The organism is Nocardioides sp., assembly GCF_014360585.1.
GTDB lineage: Bacteria > Actinomycetota > Actinomycetes > Propionibacteriales > Nocardioidaceae > Nocardioides.
Window position 1 is genome coordinate 1 of record NZ_JACIXG010000046.1, and the last position, 18322, is coordinate 18322.

At 67.8% G+C, this 18322-nt stretch carries 15 protein-coding genes and 1 tRNA gene; 11 read left to right on the forward strand and 5 right to left on the reverse strand.

Going from position 1 to position 18322, the window contains the following annotated elements; all coding sequences use genetic code 11:
• Positions 1-1634: S8 family serine peptidase (locus H5T77_RS15690; protein WP_292650770.1), on the reverse strand; the 1634-nt coding region annotated here is incomplete at its 3' end.
• Positions 1635-1813: 179 nt separating this feature from the next.
• On the opposite strand from H5T77_RS15690, the gene H5T77_RS15695 reads away from it, so the two are divergent.
• The 8 genes from H5T77_RS15695 to H5T77_RS15730 all read left to right on the forward strand — a co-directional run bounded on the left by H5T77_RS15695 (position 1814) and on the right by H5T77_RS15730 (position 12342).
• Positions 1814-2440: a TetR/AcrR family transcriptional regulator gene (locus H5T77_RS15695; protein WP_292650772.1), complete on the forward strand. Its 627-nt coding sequence runs from the start codon at positions 1814-1816 to the stop codon at positions 2438-2440.
• On the forward strand, positions 2441-4189 hold the full coding sequence (locus H5T77_RS15700; protein ID WP_292650774.1) for an ABC transporter ATP-binding protein: 1749 nt from the start codon (positions 2441-2443) through the stop codon (positions 4187-4189).
• The gene (locus H5T77_RS15705; RefSeq protein ID WP_292650776.1) at positions 4186-6174 is read left to right on the forward strand and encodes an ABC transporter ATP-binding protein; all 1989 of its coding nucleotides are present in this window, start codon (positions 4186-4188) and stop codon (positions 6172-6174) included. The genes H5T77_RS15700 and H5T77_RS15705 overlap by 4 nt, the downstream gene beginning before the upstream one ends.
• A gap of 830 nt (positions 6175-7004) precedes the next feature.
• Positions 7005-8267: an HNH endonuclease signature motif containing protein gene (locus H5T77_RS15710; protein WP_292650778.1), complete on the forward strand. Its 1263-nt coding sequence runs from the start codon at positions 7005-7007 to the stop codon at positions 8265-8267.
• A 679-nt stretch (positions 8268-8946) separates the two neighbouring features.
• Positions 8947-10530: an MDR family MFS transporter gene (locus H5T77_RS15715; protein WP_292650780.1), complete on the forward strand. Its 1584-nt coding sequence runs from the start codon at positions 8947-8949 to the stop codon at positions 10528-10530.
• Positions 10527-11015 carry a MarR family winged helix-turn-helix transcriptional regulator gene (locus tag H5T77_RS15720; protein ID WP_292650781.1) on the forward strand — a complete coding sequence of 163 codons (489 nt, stop codon included), beginning with the start codon at positions 10527-10529 and terminating at the stop codon, positions 11013-11015. The genes H5T77_RS15715 and H5T77_RS15720 overlap by 4 nt, the downstream gene beginning before the upstream one ends.
• A gap of 181 nt (positions 11016-11196) precedes the next feature.
• On the forward strand, positions 11197-11883 hold the full coding sequence (locus tag H5T77_RS15725) for a metal-dependent transcriptional regulator (protein WP_292650783.1): 687 nt from the start codon (positions 11197-11199) through the stop codon (positions 11881-11883).
• Positions 11884-12072: 189 nt separating this feature from the next.
• A complete protein-coding gene (locus H5T77_RS15730; protein ID WP_292650784.1) occupies positions 12073-12342 on the forward strand; it encodes a hypothetical protein in 270 nt (89 codons plus the stop codon).
• Here the strand turns inward: H5T77_RS15730 and H5T77_RS15735 are convergent.
• Genes H5T77_RS15735 through H5T77_RS15745 form a run of 3 tightly spaced genes read right to left on the reverse strand, consistent with a single transcriptional unit; the run spans position 12328 to position 14256 of the window.
• Positions 12328-13197, reverse strand: a complete 870-nt coding sequence (locus H5T77_RS15735) for a Sir2 family NAD-dependent protein deacetylase (RefSeq protein ID WP_292650785.1) — start codon at positions 13195-13197, stop codon at positions 12328-12330. The two genes, H5T77_RS15730 and H5T77_RS15735, sit on opposite strands and share 15 nt — an antisense overlap.
• Positions 13194-13463 (reverse strand): DUF2277 domain-containing protein, encoded by a 270-nt coding sequence (locus H5T77_RS15740; RefSeq protein WP_292650787.1) that lies wholly within the window; start codon positions 13461-13463, stop codon positions 13194-13196. Before H5T77_RS15740 ends, H5T77_RS15735 begins: the two co-directional genes overlap by 4 nt.
• Positions 13464-13494: 31 nt before the next feature.
• A complete protein-coding gene (locus tag H5T77_RS15745; RefSeq protein ID WP_292650789.1) occupies positions 13495-14256 on the reverse strand; it encodes a response regulator in 762 nt (253 codons plus the stop codon).
• Between the two features lie 175 nt (positions 14257-14431).
• Between H5T77_RS15745 and H5T77_RS15750 the strand changes: the two genes are divergently transcribed.
• On the forward strand, positions 14432-15607 hold the full coding sequence (locus H5T77_RS15750; protein ID WP_292650791.1) for a saccharopine dehydrogenase family protein: 1176 nt from the start codon (positions 14432-14434) through the stop codon (positions 15605-15607).
• 30 nt (positions 15608-15637) lie between these two features.
• On the opposite strand, the gene H5T77_RS15755 is transcribed toward H5T77_RS15750, so the two are convergent.
• Positions 15638-15713 (reverse strand) — tRNA-Arg (locus H5T77_RS15755).
• A gap of 202 nt (positions 15714-15915) precedes the next feature.
• On the opposite strand from H5T77_RS15755, the gene H5T77_RS15760 reads away from it, so the two are divergent.
• Positions 15916-18087 carry an LCP family protein gene (locus H5T77_RS15760; protein WP_292650792.1) on the forward strand — a complete coding sequence of 724 codons (2172 nt, stop codon included), beginning with the start codon at positions 15916-15918 and terminating at the stop codon, positions 18085-18087.
• A complete protein-coding gene (locus H5T77_RS15765) occupies positions 18087-18275 on the forward strand; it encodes a hypothetical protein (protein ID WP_292650794.1) in 189 nt (62 codons plus the stop codon). Before H5T77_RS15760 ends, H5T77_RS15765 begins: the two co-directional genes overlap by 1 nt.
• Positions 18276-18322: the final 47 nt, after the last annotated feature.

The following is an 18322-nucleotide window of genomic DNA, read 5'->3' on the forward strand; positions in this document are numbered from 1 at the left end:
TGGGTGGAGGTAGCCGTGGTGCCGTTGGGCAGGTGGCGTACGTAGGTGAAGTCCGCCGGGACCGGGCAGGCCTTGGCGGTGGCCGACTTGCGCAGGATCTTCTCGACCTTGGCGGGCGAGAGGGTCTTGCCGGAGCGGTCGTGCTTGCCGTACTTGCCGACGATCAGCGCGGCCACACCAGCGGCGTGCGGGGAGGCCATCGAGGTGCCCTGCAGGTACTGGTAGTAGGAGCACTCGCCGCTGGAGCAGTCCGAGACCGCCCACGGCACCAGGACCTCGCCGGTCGCCGGGTCGATCGCGCCCTCGGCCACGGCCAGGTCGTAGGGGTAGGCAGCCAGGACGGCGGCACCGAGGTCGCGTGTCCCGTCCGCGGTGTCGTACGCGTCGCCACCAGGCGCCGCGACGTCGACGAAGCCGTCGCCGTAGCTGGAGTAGTAGGACTTGCGCTCGGACGGACCGGTGGAGCTCACGGCGATGACGCCGTTGCCCTCGGTCGGCATCGAGGTGCACGACTCCGGGTCGAGCATCTCCCGGACGTACGCGGCCTCGCCGGGCTCGCTGGCGAAGTCGGGGCTGCTCGCGTCGGTCTGCGGCTTGGTGTAGTCGATCGCCTGGTTGCCCGCGGCCGCGACGAGGGTGACGCCGTGGGAGCGGGCGTAGTCGAGACCACGCTGCATCGCGGTGATGATCGTGAGCTGCTCGGCGCGGTCCTCGGCGGAGTCGGCCGGGTGGCTGGTGCAGTTGAACAGCCACGGGTCGACGTAGTAGCTCATGTTGACGACGTCGATGCCGTTGCTGCCGGCGTAGGTCAGCGCGTCGACCGACGGCTGCAGGAAGAAGTAGCCGGAGTCCTGTCCGACGCGAAGGTTGACGATGTCGGCCTGCGGGGCGACGCCGGTGACGCCGACGCCGTTGACCGGAGAGGCGATGGTCGAGGCGACGTGGGTTCCGTGACCGTTCTCGTCGACGTCGGCCGCGTCCTCACAGGAGGCGTCCGCCTCCTCCTCGCACGGGCCGTCGACCGCGTCGCCGTTGGCGTCGACCGGGATGTCGGTGGTGAAGTTGCGGCTCAGCTCCGCGTCGAAGTTGGGCGCGATGTCGGGGTGTGACCCGTCGACACCGGTGTCCATGATGCCGACGCGGACGCCCTTGCCGCGCTCGCTCTTGTTGGCCGCCGCGGCGTCGATCTGCTCCATGTCCCACTGCAGACCCGAGAGCGGCTCACCGGGTCCCTTGGGCTTCGGCTTCTTGGGTGCGGTGCCCTTGGCGCCGCTGCGGAACTCGGTCTCGACCTTCGAGACCTCCTGCTTGCGGGCCTTGCTCGCCGCGTCGGGGGTGGTGGCGCCCACGGCCCGGTCCTGGGCGGCGCCGACGAGCGCGCTCGAGGCGTTGGCCGCCTTGGCGAACCCCTCGCCCGCGGTGACCGTCGCGACGCCGATTGCACTGTTCTCCGAGACGATCTCGCCCCCGGCGGCCTTCACCGCGGCACGAGCGTCGGCGGCCGAGGATCCCTCGGCATATGCCACGACATAGCGGACCTCCTGGTCAGAGGTGGCGTTGCCTGAGCTCGCCATGACGAGGGTGCCGGTGACCCCTAGCGCGACCGCGGCCGCGCTTGTCAACAACCTACGCATGCTTTCTCCATTCCGGATTCGGTGATCGAGATTGTCGGATCACCGCTGCCCTGGCCCGAGTCGGCCCGACAGTGCGCCCCAGCATGCCTTAGTCGGCATCTGGCGAACAGGGTTTTGGAAGCAGGCTTCACCCAGTAATCGAGTTGTGAGTGAGTGCTCACTCATTTAGGCTCGTCGGTGTGGACGAACGACGTACGCGGGCCAAGCCGATTCCCGCAGCCGACCGGCGGGCCGAGATCATCGCGGTGACCGAGACGCTGCTGATCGAGCACGGCTCGGCGACCACCACCAGACTGATCGCCGAGGCGGCAGGAGTCGCCGAAGGCACGATCTTCAGGCACTTCCGCGACAAGCGGGAGCTCTACCGAGCAGTGGCCGAGAACGTCTTCGACCCCGTCCGGGCTGCGGAGTCCATCGCCGAGGGCGTGAGCGACAAGACCGACATCGAGGACAAGCTTCGTGCGGTCATCGACCTGATGGCGGCGGGTTCGCAGCGCGGCGTCCTCGTCATGATGGCGGTGCGCTCGGCCCTGGTCGAGGAGCCGGACCGTGACGGCACGCGTCCGATGGGGCCGCCCCAGTTCGTCGTCGAGGGCAACAAGGCTCTCATCGACAACCTGGCGCGGCTCGTCTTCGAGCCGCACGTGAACGAGCTGCGGCTGCCGCCGCGAAAGGCCGCGCTGGTGCTGCGCAGCCTCACGATCGGGGCCTGGCTCCCCGCTCTCAACCGACCGAACCAGCCGTTGAGCAGCGAGGACGTCATCGACGTGCTGCTCGGCGGCATCTTGACCAGAGAGACCCCCTGAATGCTTCTCCGACTGCTTCGGGACTACCTGCTCCCGTACAAGAGGTTCCTGGTCGTCATCGCGATCCTGCAGCTTCTCTCGACCTCGGCGTTCATGCTGCTGCCCAGCCTGAACGCGGACATCATCGACAAGGGTGTGGCCGAGGGAGACACCGACTACATCATCCGCACCGGAGCGATCATGCTCGGTGTGGCGCTGGTGCAGATCCTGTGCTCGATCGTCAGCGTCTACTTCGCCGCACGCAGCTCGATGAGCTTCGGCCGCGACCTGCGGGCGGCGATCTTCGCCAGGGTCGGCTCCTTCAGTGCCCGCGAGGTCGGCCGCTTCGGCGCCCCGTCGCTGATCACCCGGACCACGAACGACGTCCAGCAGGTCCAGATGCTCGCCGTGCTCACCTGCACGCTCGCGGTGATGGTGCCGATGATGATGGTCGGCGGCGTCGTGATGGCCATCCATGTGGACGCCGGGCTCTCCTGGCTGCTGGCCGTGGTGATCCCCGCGCTGCTCATCTCCATGGCCGTGGTGGTCCGCGGCATGGTGCCCAACTTCCGGAAGGTGCAGGAGCGCATCGACGCGGTCAACCGCATCCTGCGCGAGCAGATCACCGGCATCCGGGTGATCCGTGCCTTCGTGCGTGAGCCGCAGGAGACCGAGCGCTTCGCGAAGGCCAACGACGAGCTCACCGACGTCGCGCTGCGGGCCGGACGCTGGATGTCGACGATGTTCCCGCTGATGATGCTGGTCATCAACGTCGCCAGCGTCGCGGTGATCTGGTTCGGCGGCATCCGGGTCGACAACGGCGTGATGCAGGTCGGTCCGCTGACGGCCTTCCTGCAGTATCTGATGCAGATCCTGATGTCGATCATGATGGGCACCTTCATGCTCATGCAGGTCCCGCGCGCCTCGGTCTGCGCCGACCGCATCGCCGAGGTCCTCGACACCGAGAGCAGCGTGGTGCCGCCGGCCGCAGGCGTCACCGAGATCTCCCGGCGCGGGCACGTCGACATGGTCGGAGCCGGCTTCACCTACCCCGGCGCTGACCATCCCGTCCTCCACGACCTCACCTTCGAGGCCAGGCCCGGGCAGACCGTCGCGATCATCGGCTCCACCGGAGCCGGCAAGACGACGCTCCTGGGCCTCGTGCCACGGCTCTTCGACGCCACGGCCGGCGTCGTTCGTGTCGGTGGGATCGACGTACGCGACCTCGACCCGGCCACTCTGCGCAGCAGCCTCGGGCTGGTGCCCCAGAAGGCCTTCCTCTTCACCGGCACGGTCCGGTCCAACCTGCTTCATGGCAAGCCGGACGCCACCGACGAGGAGCTCTGGCACGCCCTCGAGGTCGCCCAGGCGCGCGACTTCGTGGAGCGGATGGCGCCCGAGGGCGGCACCGGTCTCGACGCCGAGATCGACCAGGGTGGCACCAACGTCTCCGGCGGTCAGCGACAGCGCCTCGCGATCGCTCGCGCGCTGGTGCGGAGACCCGACGTCTACCTCTTCGACGACTCGTTCTCGGCGCTCGACGTCGCCACCGATGCCCGGCTTCGCGCCGCGCTCGCCCCGGAGACCCGCAACGCCACCGTCATCCTCGTGGCCCAGCGTGTCTCCACCATCCGCGACGCCGACAAGATCCTCGTGCTCGAGGACGGCGCGATCGTCGGGGAGGGCACCCACGAGGAGCTGCTCGCCGCCAACGAGACCTACCAGGAGATCGTCTCCTCCCAGCTCAGTGCAGAGGAGGCCGCCGCATGAGCGACCAGAAGGCCGACGAGACCGGCCAGATGAAGCAGACCGAGCGAATCGTACGTCCGCAGGGCGGCCCCGGACCGATGGGCGGTGGCGGCGCGGTGGGGGACAAGGCGATGACCTTCGTGCCCTCGGCCAAGCGCCTGCTGCGCCGGATGGCGCCCTACAAGCTCCACGCCGTCGCCACCATCGCCCTGGCCGCGATCAGCGTCACGCTGATGTCGCTGGGCCCGTGGCTGCTGGGCAGGGCGACCGACATCATCTTCGGTGGCGTCTTCTCCCGGGAACTGCCGGCCGGCGTCACCCAGGAGGAGGCGGTCGAGGGGCTGCGTGCCCAGGGCGACGACAAGGTCGCCGACATGCTCTCCGGGATGGACTACGTCACGCCGGGGCAGGGCGTCGACTTCGACGCGCTGCGCAGCGCGCTGCTCGTGGTGCTCGTCGTCTACCTCGTCGCCTCCCTGCTCTCCTTCGCGCAGGGCTGGATCCTCAACTCAGTTGTCCAAGGCACCGTGAAGGGGCTGCGCGAGGACGTCGAGAAGAAGGTCCACAACGTCCCGCTGTCCTACTTCGACAAGCAGCCGCGCGGCGAGCTGCTCAGTCGGGTCACCAACGACATCGACAACATCAGCCAGACGCTGCAGCAGACCTTCAGCCAGGTGCTGACCGCGCTGTTCACGCTGGTCACGGTCTTGTTCATGATGTTCTGGATCAGCCCGATGCTGGCCCTGATCGCGCTGCTCGCGGTGCCGGTCTCGCTGGTGGTGACAAGCGCGGTGATGAAGCGGTCGCAGGGCCAGTTCGTGGCCCAGTGGCGCCACACCGGCAAGCTCAACGGTCACATCGAGGAGACCTTCTCCGGGCACGACCAGGTCTTGGTCTTCGGTCGTCAGGAAGAGGTCGAGAAGACCTTCGCCGAGGAGAACGACAAGCTCTTCGCCGCGTCGTTCAAGGCCCAGTTCATCAGCGGGATCCTGATGCCGCTGATGATGTTCGTCGGCAACCTGATGTTCGTGGTGGTCTGCGTGGTCGGGTCGCTGCGCGTCGCCAGTGGTTCGCTGAGCCTCGGCGAGCTGCAGGCCTTCATCCAGTACTCGCGCCAGTTCACCCAGCCGATCACCACGCTCGCCTCGATGATGAACCTGCTCCAGTCGGGCGTCGCCTCGGCCGAGCGTGTCTTCGAGCTCCTCGACGCCGAGGAGCAGTCCCCCGAGGTCGGGGCTCCGCGGACCGGTCCCGGGGCCGGCGAGGTCCGGTTCGAGCAGGTGAGTTTCTCCTACGACAAGGACAAGCCGCTGATCGAGGACCTGTCCCTGGTGGCTCGCCCCGGGCAGACCGTCGCGATCGTCGGTCCCACCGGCGCCGGCAAGACCACCCTGGTCAACCTGATCATGCGCTTCTACGAGCTCGACGCCGGCCGGATCACCCTCGACGGCGCCGACATCGCCTCGATCCCCAGATCCGACCTGCGCGAACGCACCGGCATGGTCCTCCAGGACACCTGGCTCTTCGAGGGCACGATCCGCGACAACATCCGCTACGGCAGGCCGTCCGCGACCGACGAGGAGCTTCTCGAGGCGGCCCGGGCGACGTACGTCGACCGGTTCGTGCACTCGCTCCCCGACGGCTACGACACCCTGGTCACCGACCAGGGCGGCAACCTCTCGGCGGGGGAGCGGCAGCTCGTCACCATCGCACGGGCCTTCCTCGCCGAGCCGTCGCTGCTGATCCTCGACGAGGCGACCTCCTCGGTCGACACCCGCACCGAGCTGCTCCTGCAGCACGCCATGGCCGCGCTCCGCTCGGACCGTACGTCCTTCGTGATCGCCCACCGGCTGTCCACGATCCGCGACGCGGATCTGATCCTGGTCATGCGCGACGGTGCGATCGTCGAGCAGGGCAATCACGTCGAGCTGCTCGAGGCCAAGGGTGCGTACGCCGACCTCTACCAGTCGCAGTTCAGCCACCCGCTCGTCGACGAGCCGGCCTGAGAAATAAACCCTTTGATCGCGGTGAGGCCCGGCGCCTACCGTTGAATCACACGGGAAAGGAGGTGATCCGATCAGATGAAGAACGATTGGATGCGTGAGGTGGCTGCTCGCTAGCAGCTTCCCCAACTATGGATGGGGGCTGGCAATTCATCAGCAGCCACCCGACCCGCAGACGTACCGGACTCATCCACCGGGTTGGCCTCTTGGCCCGTCTGCGGGTCGCCCCGTTTTGGGTCCCGGTGGTCGAGCTTGTCGAGACCTTGTCCCGCCCCGTCGGTCGAGCCGCCGGAGCCGCTAGGCGGAGGCGTGTCGAGACCAACGCATTCGCTTCGGTGGTCGAGCCTGTCGAGACCCCCCCACCCCCGGTGGTCGAGCCTGTCGAGACCCTGCCCCGGTGGTCGAGCCGCCGGAGCCGCTAGGCGGAGGCGTGTCGAGACCAACACAGTTCCCTGCCGAAACGTCCCACCCCGAGGCCGGTGTGGGCCGCCGACCCGGCTTCGAGGGTCTTCTCGAGGAACCCCGGAGTAAAGGACGGCCTTCGGCCGCCGGCTACGCCGGCCGCTTCGCGGTCCTTGACACCGGGCTCCCTCGAGAAAAAAAGTGGCTGGCTATCGGGGCGGCGGCCCGGGTGTGGCGCAGCGCATTCTTACTTGGGAACGGTGATGTTCGTGGGGTGGAAGGGTGGCCCTTCGGCCACTTAGCGTTCACAGGTCTGAAGTCGTTCTCTCACTGCAAAAAGGTTGCTTGACCTGCACAGATAGGTGTTCAAGAAGGCTTGGTCGGAGTAGAATCGGAGGCATTACGACACACCTTTGAGGGAGGTGACAGCCATGAGCATCGACCACTGGGGCACCAGTCCTGGAGACCTCGTCTCGTCGGCTCTTGCTGCCATCGAAACCTCCCTCGAAGAGCTCCTCGCGATGGACCCGGCCTACTGGCGCACCAGCCAGAAGAAGGAGTACCTGGCCCGGGTGGAGAAACTCCAAGCCCAGCAGGCCGCGTTGACGCTGCGGGTCCTCGCTGCCTCCGGTGACATCGCCGCCGAAGCCGGCGACAAGGACGCCTCCGCCTGGATGCGTGCCGAGCTACTGGTCGACAAAGGCACCGCACGGACGCAGATCAAGTTCGCCACTGCTGTGGCGAAGTACGAGCTGGTCTCTGCCGGCCTCGCTGCCGGTGTCCTCTCCGAGGCGAAGGCCATCGTGATCACCAAAGCCCTGGACACGATCCACGCGGACCCCGTCGCCACCGGCGAGGATCTGGTCCTGGCTGAGAAGCTGCTGGTCGACTACGCCATCCTCGCCACGGCCAACGAACTACAGATCGCCGGCAAGCGGGTCCTGGCCAAGATCGACCCCGCCCGGTTCGAAGAAGCCGAAGCCAAAGCCCTCCTCGCCGAGGAAGAACGAGCCCAGCAGAAGACCGCGCTGCGGGTGTGGGGCAACCACGATGGAACCGTCGGGTTCGATGGTGTGCTGCCTGTGTCGATCGGGATGAGGTTCAAGAAGCAGGTCGAGGCCTGGGCCCAACCCCGCAAGCAGCAGCTGGTCGACAAAGGCGCTCCGTTGCCGCCGTGGGAGCGGATGATGGGCCAGGGCTTCGCGCGGCTGATCGAGACCATCGACCCGAATGCGCTGCCCAGGCACGGCGGTGACGCGACCGTGGTCAACGTCGTGATCTCCCTCGAGGAGCTCCGCAAAGAGCTCGGCACCGCCACCTTGGGCTACGACGAGACCAACGGGACCACGATCACCGCAGCCGAGGCCCGCCGGATGGCGTGCAACGCCACCATCATCCCCTGGGTCCTCGGCGGCGACAGCGAGGTTCTCGACGCCGGCCGGGCCAGCAGGGTCTTCCTGCCGATCCAGCGCAAAGCACTCCGGTTGCAGCAGAAGTGCTGCCAGGCCGAGGGGTGTGACATGCCACCGGAATGGTGCGATGCCCACCATTTCAAAGCCTGGGCCGCCGGCGGAAGAACGGACCTGAAGGACGGGGTCTTGCTATGTCCGCATCACCATCGTCTGGCGCACAACCCTGCCTACGTTCACCAGCGGCTACCCGACGGCACCGTCCGGTTCACCCGCCGGCCCTAAACCGGCAAGCCGAGACCACCCCTGCCACGGCCATCGCGCCAAGACCCCGCCTACGCGCGGGCACCTACGCCTGCCCCGGGCCAGGGCGGCTCCGCATACGCCATCGATGTGGACCTGGGTGGCATCGCGTCAACGGTCCGGATCTCGTCGACCCGCGATTCGCAGGAGCGGAAAGGACTCTCGCGCCCTTCTGCCATCGACCACCGCGGCGACGACTCCTCGGACCCTGACCGCCCGTCGGGCCAGGTGTTCCCTCCGCGCGGCGGAGCTTCCCCACGCGTGCAGGCCGTTCCCCACTCCAACGCAGCTTCTCCACGCTCCGGAGGGTGGGGAATGGTGTGGAGGAGTGGGAACTCTCGTCCCCGCGAGTTGTCGCCGGTTCGGGCGGCCTTGTGATCGATTCACAAGGTCTCGCCCACTGGCGTAGGCACCGACGACCCGGCGCCTGCCCGCGGCAGCTCGCCGGCCACGACCCCAAGCCCGTGCTGAACTGAATCCGCTGCGCCAAACCCCGCCCCCGACCCGCCCCGCGTACGACTCGGCCTGACAGCACCCACAAGTTGGTTTTAGCAACTAAATCGAAGTACATTGGTTGCCGATGTTCAACCAAAGTGAGTGAAAGTCGAGCCAGCCCTTGTCAGAGTCCCAGCGTTCTTCGCAGGCTATCGCTGCGCCGGAGATGACCCATCGCCAGATCATGGAGGTCCTCTCGGGCCTGCTGATGGCGCTCTTCGTCGCCATGCTGTCCAGTACGTCGGTCGCCAATGCCCTGCCTCGGATCGTCACCGACCTCGGTGGCACGCAGAGCGGCTACACCTGGATCGTCGTCTCGAGCATGCTGGCTATGACTGCGTCGACGCCGATCTGGGGGAAGCTCGCCGACCTCTACAACAAGAAGATGCTGGTCCAGGTCGCGCTCGGCCTGTTCATCGTCGGCTCGGCGATCTGTGGTCTGGCGCCGTCGATGCCGGTGATCATCACCGGCCGCGTCATCGCGGGTCTCGGCATGGGTGGCATCGTCGCGCTGATCCAGGTGATCATCGCGATGATCGCCTCCCCGCGTGAGCGCGGTCGCTACTCCGGTTACATCGGCGCGGTCTTCGCCCTGGCCACGGTCATCGGCCCGCTCGTCGGCGGCGTGATCGTCGACTCCTCGTTCGGCTGGCCCGGCGTCTTCTACGTCGGTGTGCCGTTCGCGGTGATCGCCTTCATCCTGCTCCAGAAGACTCTGCACCTCCCGCACGTACGCCGCGAGGTCAGCATCGACTACCTCGGTGCCTTCCTGCTGGTCGCCGGCGTTTCGGCCCTGCTGATCTGGGTCACGCTGGGTGGTGCGTCCTTCGCGTGGACCTCGCTGGCGTCGTACGCCCTGGTCGGAGGAAGCGTCGTCCTGCTCGCCCTCGCGATCCTGGTCGAGGGTCGGTTCGCGAAGGAGCCGATCATCCCGCTGCGGCTCTTCCGTGACCGGACGATGGTGCTCGCCACGATCGCCTCGTTCTTCGTCGGCGCCGGAATGTTCGGGGCGACGGTCTATCTGCAGCAGTACTTCCAGACCGCTCGCGGGATGACGCCGACCCACGCCGGCCTGATGTCGATCTGCATGGTGCTCGGGCTCTCCTCGGCGGGGATGGTCACCGGGCGGCTGATCAGCTCCACCGGTCGCTGGAAGCGCTACCTGCTCTTCGGCGGCATCATGCTTCCGATCGGCCTCTACCTGCTCAGCACGATCGATGAGCACACCAACCTGGCCCTGGTCGGCGCGTTCATGGCCGTGGTCGGCCTCGGGGTCGGCGCCACCAACCAGAACCTCGTGCTCGCGGTGCAGAACAACCTCGAAAACCGGGACATGGGTGCCGGCTCATCGGTCGTCGCCTTCTTCCGCTCGATGGGTGGCTCGATCGGCATCGCCGCGCTCGGCGCCGTGCTCTCCCACCGGGTCGAGGACGTCATCACCGACGGGATCCCCGAGCTGGTGGCCAGCGGAAGGGTCACTCCCGAGGAGCTGCAGAACCTGCAGGGCGGCGGCCTCGCCGATCCGGCGAGCATGCCGGTTGCGGTGCAGGCGCTCTACGAGCACGCCTTCGCCGTCGCCACGGCCGACCTCTTCCTGGTGGCCATCCCGTGCGCACTGCTCGCCCTGGTCGCTATCGTGGGCATCAGGGAGGTCCCGCTGAAGACGACCGTGGACGACCTCTCCGACGAGCCCGACGAGAAGGCCCTCGCTGAGGCCGAGACTGAGGTCGAGGGAGCTGTACGGAGATGACCGCTGCTGACGAGCCCGTCGATGACGATCACATCGACGCCACCCGGATCGAGGCGCTGGTGCGCCTCGAGTCCGAGCTCGGCGTGTTCCTGCGCCGGGGGAAGCGGGCGATGAGTGCCCGCGGACGGATGCTTCACCCCGACCTGCCCCCGGGCGGCTACATGCTGCTGACCTGGCTGGCCGAGCACGGACCGGTGCGCGCATCTGCGCTCGTCGACGGCCTCGGCATCGACAAGGGCGCGGTCAGCCGGATGGTGCAGACGATCATCGACCTCGGCCTGCTCGAGCGCCATCCTGATCCGGAGGACGGCCGGGCCAGCCTGGTCTCGGTGACCGCCAAGGCACGCGAGGGGCTCGACCGGGTGGCGCGGGAGCGCCGCGTACGTTTCAACGACCGGCTGGCCGACTGGAGTCCCGACGACATCGACCAACTCAGCGGTATGCTGTCTCGATACAACGAAGCCCTAGAGCGCCAGGGCTCCTAAGGCGCTCGACCAGGGTCTCTGCTGCAGGTCGACGTCGTTCGGGACACACCCTGCTAGGTTCGGTTTTTCTGACTGATTCAAGGATGTAGGCTTAACCCGTGAGCGAGCGTCAGCGAGTGAACCATCCAGACAACATGCGGCCATGTCCGTATCATGGCGCTTGCGCTACGGAGGTGGCCGCATGAGCGATCTCATCGACACCACCGAGATGTACCTTCGCACCATCTATGAGCTGGTCGAAGAGGGGATCGTTCCGCTGCGCGCCCGCATCGCCGAGCGACTGCACCAGTCCGGCCCCACGGTCTCTCAGACCGTCGCCCGGATGGAGCGGGACGGCCTGCTCACCGTCGAGGGCGACCGCCACCTGCAGCTCACCGACGAGGGCCTTCGCCTGGCCACTCGGGTGATGCGCAAGCACCGGCTCGCCGAGCGGCTCCTCACCGACGTCATCGGTCTCGACTGGGAGCTCGTCCACGAGGAGGCGTGCCGCTGGGAGCACGTCATGTCGGAGACCGTCGAGAGGCGACTGCTCGACCTGCTCGGTGACCCGACCGAGTCGCCCTACGGCAACCCGATCCCCGGTCTCGACGAGCTCGGGGGCAAGCCCGCCGACGAGGACTTCATGGCCGGCGTTCAGTCGCTCACTGCCGCGGCGAGCACCGAGCGCGCCACCGTCCTGGTGCGACGCATCTCCGAGGAGATGCAGAAGGACGAATCGCTGATGAGCGCCCTTCGCCGGGTCGGCGCGACCCCCGACCAGACCGTGGCGATCAAGGCGACCCCGGACGGGGTCCTGCTCGGCTCCGGTGGGGAGACCGCAGAGATCATCCCCGAGGCCGCGGACCACATCTTCGTCAAGGCCCTCTGAACCCTTCTGCTTCTGCAACGCAGGGTGAAATTCTCTTGACGTCAGCAGAATCTGGCACGTGACCCTGGACCGATTAGGTCCTAGATGCTTATGTTTGATGTGCAGGGCCTGCTGTTGGCCAGCTCATCGAGATGGGCAGCAGCGGTTGTCATGTCGAGACTTGCGGGGGTCTCCGGAGGGGAGAGCTCTATGGAGGTCGTTCATCTGTCCGCTCGCGGTCGCGAGCTGGACGAGACGTTCCGCCCAGTCGCCGTCCACCACACCGACACCGGCCTGACCCGTCACCTCGAACGGGGCGAGGAGATCGTGCTCACCGATCTCGGCGGTGACTTCCACAGCGCCAAGGTCCTGTTGATCGACGAGGGCCCGGTCTACCACTTCTTCATCGGAGCCAGGCTGTCCGTCGATGAGGCAGCCGGCCGGATGGGCAGTCTGCCGTTCCAGTCACGCTCGGCCTGAGCCGCTGGCTCTGCGCTGCGCCAAGGTGGTGAGGAACTCGCTCGTTCCGACCTCCAGCTTGTACGCAGCCTCCCCATCGCCCCTGGTGGCGCCGCGGTTGACGATGACGACCGGGATCCCGGCCTTCGCCGCCCGGCGTACGAACCGGTAGCCACTCATCACCGCCAGGCTCGATCCTGCGACGAGCAGCACGCCTTCCCCCGCGAGCGCGTCGACGGCCTCCATGCACCTGGCGACCCGGTCCTTCGGGACGTTCTCCCCGAAGAAGACGACGTCGGGCTTGAGGATGCCGCCGCAGATCTCACAGTCGGGCACGACGAAGTCCTGGGTCTCCTCGAGCGCGACGTCGCCGTCCGGTCGGGACTCCACATCCGCGTGCGCCTCCGCCCAACCCGCGTTGAACGCCTCCATCCGCTCCTGGAGGTCGCGGCGCGGGCTCACCGTGCGGCAGGACAGGCAGATCACGTCGGCCACCCGGCCGTGCAGCGTCACGAGCCGGCCGCTCCCGGCCAGCTCCGGTGAGGCCTGCTCGTGCAGTCCGTCGACGTTCTGGGTGATCAGCAGCTCGGGGTCGATCCGGGTCAGAACCCGGTGGCCGGCATTCGGCACCGCGCTGCCCATCCGCCGCCAACCGAGGTGGCTGCGCGCCCAGTAGCGCTGCCGCTCCTGCGGTCCCGAGATGAACTGCTGGTAGGTCATCGGCTGCCGCGCCGGACTGCCCGGGCTGCGATAGTCGGGGATGCCCGAGTCGGTCGAGACTCCCGCCCCTGTCAGCACCACGAGCGGGCGGTCCTGGAGGAGGGCCAGCGCTGCAGCGTACGAATCCTGCGTGGTCGCCCCGAGGGCGAGAGTCACGAGGCGTACCTGCCCTCGGCGCGAGCCTTGCGCTTCGCGGCCTCGACCTCACGGTTCTTCTTGGGGGCGTTGGTGACCAGGTCGTCGAGGAGATGCCGGGTGATGTGGGCGATCTCGGCGACGGCGTGGTCGAACGCCTCCTGGTTGGCGGCAGAAGGCTTGGTGGTGCCGCTCACCTTGCGTACGAACTGCAGGGCGGCAGCGGCGACCTCGTCGTTGGTGGCGGGCGGCTCGAAGTTGTGGAGCGGGCGGATGTTGCGGCACATGCCATCCACGGTACCTGGATCGCGGCGACGATCAGCGGGTTCGGCCGGGGGTCCGGGAAGAGGACGGGCCGCGAGGATGCGGGGGCATCGGCCCGCCGTTCGGTCCCGCGGCCTTGGGCTGCCTCACGTCATCGGCAGGTGGCGCCGGTCGCGGCACGACCCCGTCCTCGAGCAGCTGGCTCGCCATCAGCGCAGCCTGGGTGCGGTGGCTGACGCCGAGCTTGGCGAGGAGCCCGGTGATGTGGTTCTTCACGGTCTTCTCCGCCAGCACCAGGCGATCGGCGATCTGCCGGTTGGAGATGCCCTCGGCGAGCAGGACCAGGATCCGCCGCTGCTGCGGGGTCAGCTCGGCGACCACCTCGTGCATCCGGCGGCGCTCCTCGACGTTGTGCACCACCTTGGCTGCCGCCTCGGGGTCGAAGAGGGTGTGGCCGCTGGCCACCAGACGTACGCCCGAGACCAGGCTCGACCCCTCGATCTGCTTGAGCACATAACCGGCCGCGCCCGCCATGATCGCCTGGCTCATCACCTCGTCGTCGGCATCGGTGGCCAGGATCAGGCAACGGATGTCGCTCTTGATCGCCAGCGCCTCGCGGCACAGCGCCACGCCGGAGGAGTCGGGCAGGTAGGAGTCGAGGATGAGTACGTCGGGGCGGAGCGTCGCGATCAGCGGCCGTGCCTCGGCTGCGGTGTGGGCCTCGCCGACGACCTTGATGCCGGATTCGGGCTGCAGGACCGTACGCACGCCGACACGCACGACGTCGTGACCGTCGGCCAGTAGAACGCTGATCACCGCGTCACCCACAGGCTCGTCTCGCTCATCTCGTGGTCGGGGATGGTGCCTGGTCGTTCGTTTCAATGTTCATCCACAAAAGAAACCGCCTAAGCGTATCCCTCTTGATGCAACATTTGATCACTCACAGACCCGTGCCGTCTCGGATTTCGTTGCTTCTGGAAAGGTAGCGGTTATGACGAACCCTCGCGATCTCGACATCGTCCTGTTCGGCGCGACCGGATTCACGGGCGGGTTGGTGGCCGAATATCTCGCCGAGCACGCGCCCCAGGACCTGCGGTGGGCGCTCGCAGGCCGCTCCCTGTCGCGGCTCGAGGCCGTTCGGGACTCGCTCGGTTCCGCCGACGTCGAGCTGATCCAGGCTGACGTGAACGACTCCTCCTCGCTGGTCGCGCTGGCGGCTCGTGCGCGGGTCGTGATCACCACGGTCGGGCCCTACCTGGAGTTCGGTGAGCCCTTGGTCAAGGCCTGTGCGGAGGCCGGCACCGACTACGTCGACCTGACCGGAGAGCCGGAGTTCGTCGACCGGATGTTCGTGAACTACGACGCCGTCGCCCGCGCCAACGGCGCCCGGATCGTGCACGCCTGCGGGTTCGACTCGATCCCGCACGACCTCGGCGCCTTCTACACGGTGCGTGAGCTGGCCGCCGGCGGCGAGATCACCGACCCGCTGACGATGAAGGGCGTCGTACGCTCCAACGCCACCTTCTCCGGCGGCACCTTCCACTCGGCGCTGGGGCAGATGTCGCGGCCGCGGCAGATGGCAGCGGCGTCGCGCGAGCGTCGGGCGCTCGAGGAGCGGCCGGTGGGGCGCAGGTCTCGGGCTGCCAAGCCGTCGCTCGGCCGCGACAGCGAACTTGGGTACTGGCTGCTGCCGCTGCCGACCATCGACCCGTTCATCGTCGCCCGCTCCGGGGCGGCGCTGGAGGCGTACGGCCCCGCGTTCACCTACTCGCACTTCGCCGGCACCAAGACGTTGAGGTTCGCCGTCGGCGGCGCCGTCGGTGCCGGTGGCCTCGCGCTCGCGATGCAGGTGCCGCCGCTGCGGGCCAAGCTCGGCGAGCGGGTCAAGCAGGGCACCGGACCCTCCGAGGGTCGACGCGAGAAGTCGTGGTTCACCGTCGACTTCGTCGCCGAGTCCGGCGACCGGAAGATCCACACCAAGGTCGCCGGCGGTGACCCGGGCTACACCGAGACCGCGAAGATGCTCGCCGAGTCGGCGCTGTGCCTCGCCTTCGACACGCTCCCCGAGACCTCCGGATCGGTGACCACGGCGGTCGCGATGGGGGATGCGCTGCTCGCGCGTCTGCAGGCCGCTGGGATCCGGTTCGAGGTCGTCGACGCGTCGTAGGGCCCGGTGTTGCAGGGAAATATCTGGAATTGGTGCCCCAGGCAAGAGTCGAACTTGCGACCTTTCGCTTAGGAGGCGGCTGCTCTATCCACTGAGCTACTGGGGCGTTCGCGGATATCTTGCCATGATGACGAGTCATACTACGGTTTGGGGTTCGAAGCGGTCTCAGGTCAAACTTGGGATTCTCGCGTAGGTTGAGTCACCGTCGACTCAACCCGAATCCCCCCATAACAAGCGACGAGTGACGGTGATCTATGCCCAGCCCCTCCATGCCTCCCCGCCGTGGGGGTGAGGACGCTGGCTCGGGCGTGTCCGGATTCGAGTGGATGTACGGCGCCGACGAGGCTGCGAGCGAGGAGTCCGAAGGGACTCGGCCCGGCCGCGGCGCTCGGGCCGCCGACGTACCGATCGACCAGCCGTCTGCCGAGCCCGGTGGTGGACGACGGGCCGCACGTCCGCCGTCCGAGTTCGTGTCGCCACCGCCTCCTGCTCCGGCATCGTCCGGCGGTGGTCGCCGGGCTGCGCGCCCGGTCCGGCAGGAGCCGACTCAGGCCGAGACCCCTGCCGCTCGGCCGCCGCGCCCTGAACCGGTCCGCCCCGAGCCTGCGCGCCCCGAACCACCGCGCGCTGAGCCGGCGCGGCGGGAGCCGGCTCAACGAGAGGTGCCCCGGGCCGAGCGCTACCAGGCGATGGGCCGCGGGGGCTCGCGGGCCACACCGACGCCCGCCCCGCCTGCCCCGCCCGCCGCTGAGGAGTGGAACGACCCCGACGCGACGATGGTGGCCCCGCCGCTGCGGGAGACCCCGCGCCGCGCGCGTCACGTACCTCCGGCGCCGGCTCCCGTCCCCCCGGTTCCTTCCGTCGAGGAGACCGCGGTCGCGCCCGCGCAGGAGTGGTATCGCCAAGATCCCCAGCCGGCTCCGCCGACGCCCAAGGCCCCCGATCAGCAGCTCGCCCCGCCGGCTGCCCGCGAGTTCGACTGGAACGACCCCGGCGCGACCGCCGTCGCGCCGCGCCCGGCCCCGGTCGAGCACCCCCAGGGGCGCACGACCTCACGCGACGAGCTGCACGAGGCCCGCCACGAGCCCTACCCCGCGCCCGGACGCCGGGATGCAACGTACGCAGAGGGTTATGACGACGAGCCCTACGACGATTATCCGCCCCAGGATGGCTACGCGGAGCCGTACGCTCCCTATCCGGCCGACGAGCACGACGACCACGACAAGCCGCGGGTCAGCGTGTGGCAGGTGCTCAGCGCGACCTTGCTCGTGGTGGCGCTGGTCGTCGGGCTGTTCGCCGTCTACACCTACCGCGACCTGCGGTCGAACATCAGCACCGTCAGTCTCGGCGAAGCTGCCGCTGACGTCGGGCCCAAGGAACCGATCAACATCCTGGTGATGGGTTCGGACAGCCGTGACTGCAAGGGCTGTGGCCTGGACGGCGAGAGCGGTGGCGGCTCGGACACCAACATCCTGCTGCACCTCTCGGCCAACCGGGAGTTCGCCTACGGCGTCTCCATCCCGCGCGACACGATGGTGGACCGGCCCGCCTGCAAGACCGAAGACGGCGACGAGACCTCGCCTGCCGAGTATGTGCGGTGGAACGAGGCGTACGCGACGGCCGGTCCGACCTGCACGATCGATCAGCTGGAGTCTGTCGCCAGCGAGATGTGTGGCAAGAAGTGCGACATCACGGTCAACCATGTCGTTGTGGTGGACTTCGCAAGCTTCAAGGGCATGGTCGATGCGATCGACGGGGTCGACGTCTGCCTTCCTGAAGAGGTTGACGACAAGTTCACCGGCGCTCACTTCGACGCTGGAAAGCAGACGCTGACCGGCAAGCAGGCGCTCAACTACGTGCGGCTGCGGCATGGCCTTGGCGATGGCGGCGACCTCGATCGGTCCAAACGCCAGCAGGCTTTCATCGGGTCGATGGCGGCTAAGTTGCTCTCCGGCGACACCCTGTCCAGTCCTACAAAGGTGCTCAGCTTCCTGAATGCTGCGACCAAGGGTCTGACGATGGACGAGGCCCTCAAGGACAACCTCGACACGATGGCCCAGATCGGGGTCGGCTTCCAGAGCATCGGGATGGAGAACATCAAGTTCCTTACCATTCCGGTCGTCGCGGATCCCCAGAACCCCAAGGCAACTGTTGTCCTCGATGACGAGAAGGCGAAGAACGTCTTCAGGGCGATCGCCAACGACAAACCGCTGACCAAGAAGATCGCCGCTGGCGCCATGGATGCAGGCGAGGCCTCTGGCAAGAAGAGCAAGAAGTCGGACGACGCAGCGGCGGGTGACAACGCAACTGACGGCGCGACCGACGGCGAGACGGCCGGATCGGCGCCCAGTGACGAGCCCGATTCCACTGATTCGGCGGGCTCGGCTTCCGGCAGTGAGAGCGGTGGCGCCTCCGAGGAGGAGCTCGCTCAGATCGCCGAGGATGCGAAGGCGGCCCGCGAGCGAGCTGGGCTGTGCTGATGTCCGAACCCGTTGAGCCGACGGAGCAGAAGGAACCGGAGTGGAAGCGCAAGCAGCGGCTGGCGCGGATCTTCGGTGACGTACTCCCCGAGACGACCAAGGACGAGCGCGAGCCGTCGGCGGAGTCGGGGGAGTTGGCGTCGGACCGATGGCTGAAATCGCAGGTGCCGCCTCACCACGGTGGGTGAGACGGCACGTGCCGAAGCGGAGCCCGAGGCGATCCGTTCTGGTGCGA